The organism is Paenarthrobacter ureafaciens, from assembly GCF_004028095.1.
Taxonomy (GTDB): domain Bacteria; phylum Actinomycetota; class Actinomycetes; order Actinomycetales; family Micrococcaceae; genus Arthrobacter; species Arthrobacter ureafaciens.
The window spans coordinates 191236-203003 of record NZ_SBHM01000007.1; the positions used below are offsets into that span (position 1 = coordinate 191236).

14 protein-coding genes and 1 tRNA gene are annotated in these 11768 nt (G+C 64.1%); 8 read left to right on the plus strand and 7 right to left on the minus strand.

What is annotated here, in order from left to right; genetic code table 11:
• Positions 1 to 49: 49 nt before the first annotated feature.
• Entirely contained in the window at positions 50 to 1024 is a 975-nt protein-coding gene (locus AUR_RS05135; RefSeq protein WP_128397060.1) for a DNA-3-methyladenine glycosylase family protein, read from the plus strand.
• Positions 1025 to 1123: 99 nt separating this feature from the next.
• Positions 1124 to 1402, plus strand: a complete 279-nt coding sequence (locus tag AUR_RS05140; RefSeq protein ID WP_062097575.1) for a putative quinol monooxygenase — start codon at positions 1124 to 1126, stop codon at positions 1400 to 1402.
• 83 nt (positions 1403 to 1485) lie between these two features.
• Here the strand turns inward: AUR_RS05140 and AUR_RS05145 are convergent, their stop codons facing one another.
• Together AUR_RS05145 and AUR_RS05150 are read right to left on the minus strand one after the other, a co-directional pair.
• On the minus strand, positions 1486 to 1866 hold the full coding sequence (locus AUR_RS05145) for a thioredoxin family protein (RefSeq protein ID WP_021472329.1): 381 nt from the start codon (positions 1864 to 1866) through the stop codon (positions 1486 to 1488).
• A gap of 83 nt (positions 1867 to 1949) precedes the next feature.
• On the minus strand, positions 1950 to 3722 hold the full coding sequence (locus AUR_RS05150; protein ID WP_062097580.1) for an SGNH/GDSL hydrolase family protein: 1773 nt from the start codon (positions 3720 to 3722) through the stop codon (positions 1950 to 1952).
• A gap of 233 nt (positions 3723 to 3955) precedes the next feature.
• Here AUR_RS05150 and AUR_RS05155 point away from each other — a divergent pair, with 233 nt between their 5' ends.
• From AUR_RS05155 to AUR_RS05165, 3 genes are read left to right on the plus strand one after another with little or no spacing between them, the layout of a single operon-like run.
• The gene (locus AUR_RS05155; protein ID WP_128397061.1) at positions 3956 to 4657 is read left to right on the plus strand and encodes a TetR/AcrR family transcriptional regulator; all 702 of its coding nucleotides are present in this window, start codon (positions 3956 to 3958) and stop codon (positions 4655 to 4657) included.
• On the plus strand, positions 4623 to 5579 hold the full coding sequence (locus AUR_RS05160; RefSeq protein ID WP_128397062.1) for an ABC transporter ATP-binding protein: 957 nt from the start codon (positions 4623 to 4625) through the stop codon (positions 5577 to 5579). The genes AUR_RS05155 and AUR_RS05160 overlap by 35 nt, the downstream gene beginning before the upstream one ends.
• The gene (locus tag AUR_RS05165; RefSeq protein WP_062097583.1) at positions 5572 to 6372 is read left to right on the plus strand and encodes an ABC transporter permease subunit; all 801 of its coding nucleotides are present in this window, start codon (positions 5572 to 5574) and stop codon (positions 6370 to 6372) included. The genes AUR_RS05160 and AUR_RS05165 overlap by 8 nt, the downstream gene beginning before the upstream one ends.
• A 38-nt stretch (positions 6373 to 6410) precedes the next feature.
• Here the strand turns inward: AUR_RS05165 and AUR_RS05170 are convergent, their stop codons facing one another.
• Positions 6411 to 6956, minus strand: a complete 546-nt coding sequence (locus AUR_RS05170; RefSeq protein WP_062097585.1) for an acyl-CoA thioesterase — start codon at positions 6954 to 6956, stop codon at positions 6411 to 6413.
• Positions 6957 to 7128: 172 nt separating this feature from the next.
• Here AUR_RS05170 and AUR_RS05175 point away from each other — a divergent pair, with 172 nt between their 5' ends.
• Both AUR_RS05175 and AUR_RS05180 read left to right on the plus strand, forming a co-directional pair.
• Positions 7129 to 7344, plus strand: coding sequence for a hypothetical protein (locus AUR_RS05175; protein WP_021472323.1), 216 nt, complete (start codon positions 7129 to 7131; stop codon positions 7342 to 7344).
• Between the two features lie 47 nt (positions 7345 to 7391).
• Positions 7392 to 8150: a potassium channel family protein gene (locus AUR_RS05180; RefSeq protein ID WP_062097587.1), complete on the plus strand. Its 759-nt coding sequence runs from the start codon at positions 7392 to 7394 to the stop codon at positions 8148 to 8150.
• 98 nt (positions 8151 to 8248) lie between these two features.
• Here AUR_RS05180 and AUR_RS05185 read toward each other — a convergent pair.
• Together AUR_RS05185 and AUR_RS05190 are read right to left on the minus strand one after the other, a co-directional pair.
• Positions 8249 to 8330 (minus strand) — tRNA-Tyr (locus AUR_RS05185).
• 130 nt (positions 8331 to 8460) lie between these two features.
• Entirely contained in the window at positions 8461 to 8727 is a 267-nt protein-coding gene (locus tag AUR_RS05190) for a hypothetical protein (RefSeq protein ID WP_021472321.1), read from the minus strand.
• A gap of 177 nt (positions 8728 to 8904) precedes the next feature.
• Here AUR_RS05190 and AUR_RS05195 point away from each other — a divergent pair, with 177 nt between their 5' ends.
• Positions 8905 to 9396 carry a YajQ family cyclic di-GMP-binding protein gene (locus AUR_RS05195; protein WP_021472320.1) on the plus strand — a complete coding sequence of 164 codons (492 nt, stop codon included), beginning with the start codon at positions 8905 to 8907 and terminating at the stop codon, positions 9394 to 9396.
• Positions 9397 to 9517: 121 nt separating this feature from the next.
• Here AUR_RS05195 and htpX read toward each other — a convergent pair whose 3' ends face one another.
• Both htpX and AUR_RS05205 read right to left on the minus strand, forming a co-directional pair.
• On the minus strand, positions 9518 to 10387 hold the full coding sequence (gene htpX, locus AUR_RS05200) for a zinc metalloprotease HtpX (protein WP_021472319.1): 870 nt from the start codon (positions 10385 to 10387) through the stop codon (positions 9518 to 9520).
• A gap of 108 nt (positions 10388 to 10495) precedes the next feature.
• Positions 10496 to 11767, minus strand: coding sequence for an MFS transporter (locus tag AUR_RS05205; RefSeq protein ID WP_062097588.1), 1272 nt, complete (start codon positions 11765 to 11767; stop codon positions 10496 to 10498).
• Position 11768 lies beyond the last annotated feature (1 nt).

Below are 11768 nucleotides of genomic sequence, written 5' to 3' on the forward strand. Positions count from 1 at the left end.
GTAAGGCCCCGTGGAGCGAAATGTCAGCGGGGCGTGGGACCATGAAAACATGACCATTGCAGAAGCCCTGCCGCTCGTCGCGGCCGCGGCGGACGCATCGCTGAGGTGGCATCCGGGTGCCGCTTACCGCCTCGACCAGACCCTTTTTCCGCTCCAGCGCGGCAACGGAGACCCATCTTTCGCCGTCCACCCCAGCGGCTTCTGGCTTGCCTTCACCACGGCGTCCGGGCCGGTGACTTTGCGGCTCTCGGCCGGGGGTTCGGGTGCGGATTCATTCGTCGATGCGCAGGCCTGGGGCCCGGGCGCTGAAGCAGCGATCGCCGGCGTCCCCCGGTTGTTGGGTGCCGGGGACGACTGGTCCGCCTTCGACGAACCCGCTTTCCATTCCACCCTTCCGCGGCTGGTGACTGAATCACGACGCCGGAACCTGGCTGTGCGCCTGCCGTCCACCGGGCGGATGGTTGACTCGCTGGTGCCCACCATCCTCGAACAAAAGGTCACCACCTTGGAGGCCCGGCGCGGCTACAGGTATTTGATGTACCGCTACGGAACCAAGGCCCCCGGTCGCGTAGCACCGCAAGGCCTGCTTGTTCCACCCACCGCGCGGCAATGGTTGGCCGTGCCTTCGTGGGAATGGCACAAAGCGGGAGTCGGCCCGCAGCGCTCGGCAACCGTGATGCGGGCGCTGCAGTCCGCCGTCGCACTTGAACGCCTGGCCGGGCTGGACGCGACGGAAGCCGGAGCCAAACTGCAGACGATTCCCGGCGTCGGGATCTGGACGGCGGCCGAGGTGGTGCAACGTACCCATGGCTGCCCGGATTCCATCTCCGTCGGGGACTATCACTTGGCGGCCTACGTCGGATATGCGCTGACCGGCCGCAAGACCGATGACGCCGGAATGCTCCAACTCCTGGAGCCGTGGCGGGGTCACAGGCAACGGCTGGTACGCATGCTGTACCTGAGCGGTTTCCGCAAGCCCACCTTCGGCCCGCGGATGACTGTCCAGGACCACCGCGCCCACTGATCCGTCGCTTCGACTGGTACAAAGCCTGATCCAAGCCCCCGCCGCAACAGAGCCGTAAACAGCGCAAGGTGAGCGCGTCCTCCCGGTAGGGTGGGACGCATGAGTGAACCCATCGACCTGAAAGCCACGTTCATCCCCAACGAAGGCGAATTTTTCCGCGTGAAGCTCGCCCTTGAGATCGCGATTGACGAGGTAGTCAACGAGCCCGGCTGCATCCGTTACGAACTGACCGAAGCAACTGAAGAAAAGCTCGTGCTGACTGAGCGCTGGGAGTCCGAGGACCTGCTGGACAAGCACTCCAAGGGAACTGCCGTCCAGGATTTGAACGAGTCACTGAGCGCGCTGTTGGCCGAGCCGATCCAGCTCGAACGCCTCTGACCCCACTTTCGCTGAAATGCATCGAGGTCGCCGGAAATTTCCGGCGACCTCGATGCATTTCCCGCTGTTCGTGAACGTGGGGCCTAGTTTTCCTCGGCCTGGGCGGCGCGCTGCTTGGCAACGTGGGCGTGGACTTCTTCCATGTCCAGGCCCTTCACGGCTTCGATGACCTGCTCCAGCTGCGGACCGTTGAGGGCGCCCGGCTGCGAGAACACCAGGACCTTTTCACGGAAAGCCATCAGTGTGGGGATGGACGTGATTCCGGCTTCGGCGGCGAGCTGCTGCTCAGCTTCGGTATCCACCTTTGCGAAGAAGACGTCGGAGTGCTTGTCCGACGACGCCTTGTAGACGGGCGCGAACTGGCGGCACGGGCCACACCATTCGGCCCAGAAATCCACCAGGACAATGTCATTGCCCTCAATGGTCGATGCGAACTGTTCTCCAGTGATGTCAACTGTAGCCATGCTTCCACGGTACGCGACCCCGCACGCGATGTCCCGTGGAGCCGGCCCCTGTTCGCTTCCCGCGTCACGGGGAATAAACGGGCCTACTTGCCCAGGACGAGCTTCAAGGCAGAGGCGTAAAGCGGTGCCACCTTGTTGTGGCCCGTTTGGTTCAGGTGCACGCCATCCAGGTAATTGGCGTCAGCGCCTGCGATGGTCGCTGTGCCTGCCATGGAGATGCGCGGCCAACCCCGCAGTGCGGCTTCGCGGGTCAGGAGGCCGTCCACCCATCGGCGCTGGAAGTGGCTGCCGTCGTAACGCGACAGCACCCCGTTGACCAGGATGGTGCTGCGCGGGTACTTGCGGCGGAGTTCGTCCCACAGACGGTTTGCCTGGGAGAGGATGGCGGCATCGGAGGCGAAAATCCTGGCGTCGTTACCGCCCAGCGTCACCACCACCAAGCCGGGATTGCCTTGCGGCAACAGGATCCGGTCCCCGATCAAAGCATCCGTCCCGGAGCCGCCCACCAGTGGGCTGCTGGAAACGTAACCCATTCCCCCGATGCTGCGGACCACCTGCCGGGTGTAGCCCCGGGCGCGCGCACCCTGTTCACCCCAGGAATCCAGGTCCAGTTGGGAGTCCCCCAGGAACACCACCGTGGACGCGTCCACGGCTTCGGCCGAATACAGCTCCCCGGTGGCGTCATTCCAGATGGTTTCCAGGTTCTGGAATGCAACGTGGGCACCACGCGCGTCCGTCCATGTGTCCTTCAACGGCCAGCCGAAATCCCCTGGGTTTACCGACCACACCTTGTAGGTTGGGTGGCCGACGATCCGGGCTCCGGTGGCCGGACCCCACACGAGCCAGCCGTTGACGAACTGCTGGACCAGGCCACCGGCGCGTGGAAGCTTGTCAGTCAAGGGCAGTCCGAGGGTCCCTGCCGCTCCGCCCAGGGAAACATAGCGGTTATGGATGTCCCCATGGGTAGTGGAATGGGCGCCCGTAGCCGCAGACCAGTACACGGTTCCGCCTTGGAACTGTTGGTACACGAACGTGGACTGCCGGTGTTCCTCGCTGACGGGGTATCCCAGTGCCCCGTTCTGGCCTCCGGTGGCAGACCAGTAGTTCCTGATGGCACCGGTGAGGATCTTGGCGCCTGTGCCGGGCGACCACACGATGGTCCCGCGCTGGTACTGCTGCGCGGCGCCCCCGTTGCGGAGTCCGAGGGATTCATCGGAGGTGGGGTAGCCTAGTTCTCCGCGCTCCAGCCCGGACTGCCGCCAGCGCTCACGGATGGCACCCATGGAAGGATGTGCTCCCGTGCCCGGCGCCCACACGATGAAGCCGCGCTCGAACGCTTGGTACACGCCGCCGTCGGGCAGTCCCGTACGTTCTCCCGTGACGGGGTAGCCCAAGTATCCGTTTTCCGAGCCCGTCCTGAGCCAGGCCATGTGGATGGCGCCCGTAGTGTGCTGGGCACCGAGGCTCGGGGAGGATGTGATGGCACCGCGTTCGAACAGTTGCTTGGAACCACCGTTGCGCAACCCGCTGGCGGTGTCCGTGGTGGGGTATCCGTGGTAACCAGCCGGGCCTGCGCTATCCCACCACGCAGTCCTGACGGGTCCGTTGACCACCACGCGCGCACCCGTCCGGGCCGACCAGGCGATGTCTCCCCCGGCGAACCGCTGGATACATCCGGACGCCGTGCACTCCTCGGCGGATGTGGGGCGAAGGAGGACGCTGCGTGCCCAGGAACTGGTGTTGTAAAGGTGGCCGATCGCTCCGCCGACCGCAGGTGTGGCAAGGGGAACCCGGGCGGGCGCCGCCTGCGCCGCGGATGAAACACCGAACAGGCAGGCCAGCACGAAACACACCATTGCCGCGACGGAGGATGCAGCTCCAAATCCGCCTGGCTGAGACCCTGAAAAACGCATACCGCTACCCCATGAAAAACCCTTGCGGGATGTTTTGTCCCTGCTTCCCTGAACGGAAACAGTCAGGCAAGTATCTTCGACGGCGGATTCGACGCGCCACACGACGCGGCCGATGCTGCCACATCGTTATTTTCCGCATCTTGTTTGCCACTAAACAGCTGTTTAACATGTGGAACATGCGTTCAGTCGCAGATGACTTGACCACCCGGGCGCGTATCCGGGACGCAGCGATCGTCCTCTTCGGACGGGACGGATTTTCCCGCGCCACCATCCGCTCGGTGGCCGCCCAGGCAGGAGTCAGCCCGGGCCTGGTCATCCACCACTTCGGCAGCAAAGCCGCCCTCCGGGAAGCCTGCGACCAGCACGTGCTGCGCCAAACGGCGGGGCAGGGCAAGGAAAAAACAGACCCTGACGGCACCCGGCTCCTCATCCAGGACTATTTGGACCATCCGGACCACTACGCCAGCGAAATCACCTACATACGCCGGACGCTGAGCGACGAGTCCAGTGCCGGCGACGCCTTTTTCGATGCAGTCGTCAGCCAAACCGAGGACATCCTCCGTTCCGGAATCCAAGCCGGCACCATCCGCGACGTCGACGATCTCCGGGCTGTCGCCGTCGTCATCGCCTCCAACAGCCTGTCCCTCCTGATGCTGGGCCGCCACGCGTCCCGGGCCCTGGGCGCCCCCGTTAACGGACCGCACGGAATCGGGCCGGAAATGCTCAGGAAACTCACGCTTCCCGCGCTGGACATCTACACCCACGGCCTGTACGCCGATACCCGTTTCCTCGATGCCGCCCGCGAAGTCCTGCAAACCCGCAAACCTGAAGGGAGCATGCCCCGTGAACCACGCAATAGTCGTCCAGGGGTTGCGTAAGAAGTTCGGCCACCACGAAGTCCTCCACGGCCTGAACTTCACGATCGACGCCGGCACGGTGTTCGGAGTCATCGGGCCCAACGGTGCCGGGAAAACCACCACCATGCGCTGCCTGCTGGACATCATCCGCCCCAGCGCAGGCACCATCTCCGTGCTCGGCGAAGACCCGCGCTACGGCGGCCCTGCACTGCGCCGAAGGATCGGCTACCTGCCCGGAGAGCTGCACCTGGAAAACCGGACAACCGGACGCCGGGTGGTGGAACATTTCTCAGCGATCAGTGGCCCCGTGGATCCCCGGCACGTGGACGCACTCGCCGACCGGCTCAACCTGGACCTCGACCGGCAGACCCGCAAATTGTCCAAAGGCAACAAGCAGAAACTGGGCTTGCTCCAGGCGTTCATGCACCGGCCGGAGCTGCTCATCCTGGATGAGCCCACCAGTGGCCTCGACCCGCTGGTCCAGCAGGAGGTCCACGCGATGGTCCGCGAAGCCGTGGGCGAAGGAGCCACGGTCTTCCTGAGCTCCCATGTACTCAGCGAAGTCCAGCAGGCCGCGGACTCGGTGGCGATACTCCGGGACGGCGGCATCGTCACCACCTCCACGGTGGAAGCGTTGCGGGATGCCGCCCTCCGGAAGCTAAAGTTTCGGGTGGCCGGAGCCGAAACGCACGACGTCGGTGCGCTGCTGGCCAGGGTGCCGGGCGTTGCCAATGTGGCAATCCGCGACGTGCCCGGGGATTCGGCCGGAACCTTGGAAGCCACCGCCACCCTGTCCGGCACCGTCCAGCCGCTGGTGCGTGAACTGGCCCGGCTCAACCTGACGGACCTGGTCCTTGATGAGCCGGACCTGGAGGAAGCCGTGCTGACCCTCTACACCGAAGATTCGCCCGCGCCGGCACGGAAGGAAGTGCGCCATGTCTAAGCCGCTGCCGCTTTTCGCCAAGGCCTTGACGGACTCCTGGCGCTCCACCCTCGCGTGGGCCCTGGGACTCGCCGGCGCGATCATGCTGTATCTGCCGCTCTACCCGTCGATCGGCGGCAGCGAGCAGATGCAGCAGATGATCGACGCGCTCCCCGAAGGCATGACCAAAGCGCTCAATTACGACCAGATCGCCTCCGGCCCCGGATACACCCAGGCCACCTTGTTCGGGTTGATCGGATTCCTGCTCATGTCCATGGCGTCCGTAAGTTGGGGTGCGGGGGCCGTGGGCGGCGACGAAGAATCCGGCCTGCTGGAACTGACGCTTGCGCACAGCGTGACCCGCGTCCAAGTGGTGCTCGAACGCGCTGCCGCCCTGGTGGTCCGCGTTGCCGCTCTTTCCATGCTGGTTTTCGTCCTGGTGCTGGTTCTGAACGAACCCGCCAAACTAAATATCGACGTCGGGCACCTCACCGGGGCCGCGGTGCTGTTCGCCGGACTTGCGCTGCTGACCGGCACCACCGCCCTCTGCGTGGGGGCGATGACCGGGCGGAAGGTCTACGGGATTGCCGCGGGGGCGGCCGTTGCCGTCCTCGGGTATGTCTTCAACGCCGTGGGCCGGCAAAGTTCAAACGTCGAATGGCTGCTGAACTTCTCGCCCTACCACTGGGCCTACAGCAACTCGCCGGTGGCCAACGGGGCCGACTGGGGAGTTGCCGCATGGCTGCTGGCCATCTCCGCAGGATTGGTCGCCGTGGGCGCTGCGGCCTTGCAGCGCCGGGATGTGGGGGTCTAGCACCTGCACAAGGACGTCCGGGCACGTGGACGCCGGTTCTAGTGCCAGACGTGCGGAGCGGGCCGACGGGCACCCGGAAGCGCGTTGTTTTCCCGCCATTCGTGGATCCAGTCGGGCAGTTCAACACCTGCCGGTGGCTCTCCGAACTCGGCGATGATTTCTTCCTGGCTGACCGGCTTGCCTTTGGCCACGAAACGGGTGGCAATGTGGGCGCGGGCGTAGATTTCGCCGTTTGCCACCATGCGCTGCTCAAGGTAGATGGCCCGGGAGTCCAAACCGATGATGCGGGTTTCGATGGTGTAGCGCTGCCAGAGCTGCAGGGATTTCCGGAAGGAGATGGTCTCGCCTGACACCACCGGGCTCCATCCCTTCCTGCGCATCTTGCGCCACGTTCCGCTGCGGACCATGAGATCGAACCTGCCGAGGTCCATCAACGAGAAGTACATGCCGTTGTTGACGTGCAAGGCGATGTCGATGTCGGTGGGCAGGACACGCATGGGCAGCGAGGACGTACCCCAAGCAGAGAGCGGGGACCGTTTGGCGGACGTGAAGAGCAGCATGATGGTGCGGAGAAGCAGGTGCATGGGTCCATGTTACCCATGAGTAACTTGCCGTGTGGCGGTCGACCGCATGATGGACGCCCGCCCGCCGCCAGCTTTATGTCCATCGATTGCACATACGTTTACCGCCGGTTTACCGAAAGCATGCAGAATAACGACAAACCCTGTGACCATTCAGCAATTCGAGGAGACCCTATTGAACGACCAAACCAGAACCGCCGGCGAACTTTGGCCGCATCTGGACGCGCACCAGGAGGTTGCCCTCCGCGATGCCAGGGGAAACCGCATTGAAGGAACCATTGACGGCATGACCGATGATCGCAGCACTTTGTGGATCCAGCTTAAGGGCGGGCTGGGGCGGCAACTGATTCACCACTTGGACGGCTACTGGCTGGAGACCACCGCAGCCTGATGGAGTTCATTCCGGGCGGAACTGCCCATGCTGACTAGTATTCCCGTATGACACAAGCGCGATACCGGGACCTCGTCGAGTGGCCCCTCATGGCCACGGCACTGATCTTCCTCACCGCCTACGCCTGGCAGGTCATCGGTCGCGTCAATGGTGCTGCGGCCCTCCCCTTCGAGGTAATCCTGTGGATCACCTGGGGCATCTTCGCGCTTGACTACGTCGTGAACCTCTGGCTGGCCGAAGACCGAGTGCGATGGTTCCTGTGGAACCTCCACGAACTCCTGATCGTGGTGCTCCCCTTCTTCAGGCCCCTCCGGCTGCTGCGGCTGGTAACCCTCCTGTCCGTCCTGCAGCGCACCGTTGGTGAAACCCTCCGCGGCCGGGTGGCCACCTATGTTGCCGGCGCGGCGGCCATGCTCATCCTCGTCGGCGCGCTCGCCGTGCTGGACGTAGAGCAGAACGCCCCTGACGCCAAGATCCTGTCCTTCGGCGACGCCGCGTGGTGGGCTGTCACCACCATCACCACCGTTGGCTACGGAGACCTCTACCCGGTGACTCCCATCGGCAGGATCGTGGCCGCAGCTCTCATGATGAGTGGCATCGCCGTCCTCGGTATTGTGACGGCGTCCATCGCTTCGTGGCTCGTTCAGCGGATTGAGGAGAACGCCGAGGACGTCGCAGCCGCCGCCGGAGAGAAAGCAGCCGCTGCCGAGGAACCTGTCCGCGCTGAGGTGGCTGACCTGGTGACCGAAATCGCCGCCCTGCGGCTTGAGATCGCGGAACTCCGGAAGATCTCGGAGAGCCGCTGAGCGGGGTGGCCCGCGTAGTCGCCACTTAGGCCCCGACGGAACCCCTGGTGCAACGAAAAATCCCCGGAACCAGTGGTTCCGGGGATTTCCCGTTTGGGTGGCAGATGAGGGATTCGAACCCCCGTAGGCAGTGCCAGCTGATTTACAGTCAGCCCCCTTTGGCCGCTCGGGTAATCTGCCGAACTTCGAAAGAAGATCACTTCCGGAAGACCGTTTCTTTTCGATCCGGTAACCGAAGGCAGAGACAACCTTACAGAACTTCCGGCCAAGAATCTAATCGGGAACCAACAGGCCGGATTCCCTTGGTTTATCAGGCTTCCCCGAGGATCCGTCCGGCGAGTTTGGCTTCGAACCGGGCCGCCTGTTCGGCCGTGATCTGGTTCAGTTCCACCGCCTTCTGCAAGTCCGCGCGGACGCCGTCCATACGGGCCGTAGCATCCGGTACGGGGCTCAGGACGATCGAGGCTGCAACGGCCGCCGCTGCAACGGCACTGGCTGCTGCAACTGCTGCAGTTCCGATGGAACCGGCCGCAGCCGAAGCGGACTTGCTGACGTAGTGGACGGCCTTGCTGTTCATGCTTACCTCCGGGTGGCTTAACCAACAGGTACAACTCTTGGGCAGCTTGCTCGGTTCCCACCGGGCGTGTGCTGTGAGCGAACTGTGAAAGGGTTTCCCGGCTCCAACATCCCGCATACGTACTAGGCTTATTGGCAGGCAAACCGCCCTTACCGGGCCCCCAACCTAAGGAGAGTCATGGCAGGCGAATCAACATTCGACGTCGTCAGCAAGGTGGACAAGCAGGAGGTCGCCAACGCGCTCAACCAGTCCCAGAAGGAAATCGCGCAGCGGTACGACTTCAAGGGCGTCGGCGCGGAGATCGATTTCAGCGGCGAGAAGATCCTCATGAAGGCCAACTCCGAAGACCGCGTCATGGCCGTCCTGGACGTCTTCCAGTCCAAGCTCATCAAGCGCGGCATCTCACTCAAGTCCCTTGAGCAGGGCGAGCCTTACCCGTCGGGCAAGGAATTCCGCCTTGAATGCACCATCAAGGAAGGCATCGCGCAGGACATCGCCAAGAAGATCAACAAGATCATCCGCGACGAAGCGCCCAAGTCCGTCAAGTCCCAGATCCAGGGCGACGAACTCCGCGTGACCTCCAAGTCCCGTGATGACCTGCAGGCGACGATGGCGATCCTCAAGAACTTCGAGGAAGCCGACCTGCAGTTCGTGAACTTCCGCAGCTAGTACTTCTGCAGCTCACGCCTTAAACAGGGAAAGCCGGGGCGAAGAACCCCGGCTTTCCCTGTTTAAGGCTGCGCAGTGGTTTTAAGGCTGCCCAGCGTCTACGGCCAACCCGAAAGGGAACTTAGCCCAGCGGCCGCCCGGCCATTCGCTCCAGTCGCGCAATCCGCTCAGCCATGGGCGGATGCGTGGAGAACATCCGCCGCATTCCTCCGCCCCGGAAGGGGTTGGCGATCATGAGGTGCGAGGCGTTCACCAGGCGCTGGTCCTGGGGCAGCGGCAATTGCGTCACCCCGGATTCGATCTTGCGCAGCGCCGAAGCGAGCGCCAGGGGGTCTCCGGTCAGCTCGGCACCGTCCTCGTCGGCGTCGTATTCCCGGGTCCGCGAAATGGCCATCTGGATCAGGGATGCTGCGAAGGGCGCCAGCAACGCCATGGCGATCGTCGCAATCGGGTTCGCGTTGCGGCGGTCTCCACCGCCAAAGAACAGCAGCATCTGGCCCACGGACGTAATCACGCCCGCCACGGCGGCGGCCACCGAGGATGTGAGGATGTCCCGGTTGTAGACGTGCATGAGCTCATGGCCCAGGACGCCCCTCAGCTCCCGGGCATCCAGCATGCGGAGGATGCCCTCGGTGCAGCACACCGCGGCATTCTTGGGATTGCGGCCCGTTGCGAACGCGTTGGGTGTCATGGTCGGCGAAACAAAGATCCGTGGCATGGGCTGGTTGGCCCGCACGGAGAGTTCCCGCACGATCTGGTAAAGCTGCGGCGCCTGGGCTTCGGTGACGGGGTAGGCGGCCATGGACCTGATGGCGATCTTGTCGCTGTTCCAGTAGCCGTAGGCCGTGGTGGCCACGCCGACCAGTGCCATGATCCAGATGGGCGCCGAACTGCGGGTGCCAGCGCCGATGAGGGCGCCCAAAGCCAAGAGCACAGCCCACAGGACACCAAAGAGTGCTGCGGTTTTGAGTCCATTGTTGTGTTTGTGCACGGTTGTTCTTTCGCTTTCGTCGCCCGTTTGTTGATGTTCTGTAGTGATAAACGCCGACGCCGGTTGGCATGTTCCGTACGGCCCGCACCAACCGCCGTGCTGCTCGCGCTACGGTAGCGGGTGCTTGGCGACGTAGGCCACAAAGCCGGGTTGCAGCCGGGCAGCACCCCACGCAAGGACCATGCACAGGACGCCGCCAATGAGCAGCACTCCCCCTTCGCCGAGGAACCGGGTGACGCCGCCGGCCAGCATGTCGCCCACGCGGGGACCGCCGGCAACCACCACAATGAAGACGCCCTGCAGCCTTCCGCGGAGGTGGTCCGGTGTGGCTGCTTGGAGGATGGTGGTCCGGAAGACGGCGCTGACGGAGTCCGAGATCCCTGCGAGCGCACAGCAGGCCGCAGCCGGGATCAGCCACAGCGTTACTCCATCGCGTCCGGAATCCCCGGCCAACAGGACCACTCCGCCGAATGCTGCAATGGAGGCGCCCCAACCCACCACGGACGCCACCACTGCGATGCCCTGGCGGCGGACCCTGCCAAGCGGCCCGGAAAACAGCCCTGCCAGGAACGCACCGACTGCCGTAGCTGCAAGCAGGACGCCCACGGTGGTTTCGCCGCCGCCGATCATGACCGCTCCGATGGCGGGCATCAACGCCCGCGGTTGGGCACAGATCATGGCGATGAGGTCGATGATGAACGTCATCCGGACGTTGGGCCGGGTACCCAGGAACCGGAAGCCTTCCACCACCGAGCGGAGCCCGGGGCGCAGGGCTTCCTTGGACGGCGGCAGGGGCGGAAGTTTGAAGAGCCCCCACAAAGCGAAGGTGAAACTGACAACGTCAATGGTGTACGTCCATCCGAAGCCGATGGTTGCCACCAGGACACCTGCCAACAGCGGGCCCGCGGTCATGGACAACCCGAAGGTGAGCATGTTCAAGGCGTTTGCGGCCGGGAGCAGGTCCTTCCGGACCAGGAGGGGAATAATGGCGCTGCGGGCCGGGCCGTTGATCCCCTGCGCACCGCTTTGCACGGCCACTAGGGCGTAGAGCAGCCAGATGTTGCCGACTTCCAGCCACGCCTGCAACGCCAGGCCGGCAGTGGTTGCCCACAAGACCAGGGATGCCGCGAGGGCCACTTTGCGGCGGTCGTAGGCGTCGGACACCGAGCCTCCATACAGCCCGGCAATGACCAGCGGCACCAGTGCGAAGATTCCCAGCAGACCCACGTAGAAGCTTTCCTGGGTGAGGCGGTAGACCTCCAGGCTGACGGCCACCAGCGTGAGTTGGGTGCCGATGGCAGCCACTGATGCTCCCAGCCACAGCCGCCGGAAAGCCGGGCTCTCTTTCAGGGGAGTGATGTCTGCCAGGAGTTTTGCCACG

What these genes read in the sequence shown, in the direction of transcription:
- AUR_RS05150 (WP_062097580.1), bottom strand. Translation starts at nt 3,722, where the DNA reads ATGGTGTGTTTCGTGCTGGCCTGCCTGTTCGGTGTTTCATCCGCGGCG.
- AUR_RS05170 (WP_062097585.1), bottom strand. Translation starts at nt 6,956, where the DNA reads ATGCACCTGCTTCTCCGCACCATCATGCTGCTCTTCACGTCCGCCAAA.
- AUR_RS05190 (WP_021472321.1), bottom strand. Translation starts at nt 8,727, where the DNA reads ATGAACAGCAAGGCCGTCCACTACGTCAGCAAGTCCGCTTCGGCTGCG.
- AUR_RS05140 (WP_062097575.1), top strand. Translation starts at nt 1,124, where the DNA reads ATGAGTGAACCCATCGACCTGAAAGCCACGTTCATCCCCAACGAAGGC.
- AUR_RS05195 (WP_021472320.1), top strand. Translation starts at nt 8,905, where the DNA reads ATGGCAGGCGAATCAACATTCGACGTCGTCAGCAAGGTGGACAAGCAG.
- AUR_RS05145 (WP_021472329.1), bottom strand. Translation starts at nt 1,866, where the DNA reads ATGGCTACAGTTGACATCACTGGAGAACAGTTCGCATCGACCATTGAG.
- AUR_RS05180 (WP_062097587.1), top strand. Translation starts at nt 7,392, where the DNA reads ATGACACAAGCGCGATACCGGGACCTCGTCGAGTGGCCCCTCATGGCC.
- AUR_RS05135 (WP_128397060.1), top strand. Translation starts at nt 50, where the DNA reads ATGACCATTGCAGAAGCCCTGCCGCTCGTCGCGGCCGCGGCGGACGCA.
- AUR_RS05155 (WP_128397061.1), top strand. Translation starts at nt 3,956, where the DNA reads ATGCGTTCAGTCGCAGATGACTTGACCACCCGGGCGCGTATCCGGGAC.
- AUR_RS05165 (WP_062097583.1), top strand. Translation starts at nt 5,572, where the DNA reads ATGTCTAAGCCGCTGCCGCTTTTCGCCAAGGCCTTGACGGACTCCTGG.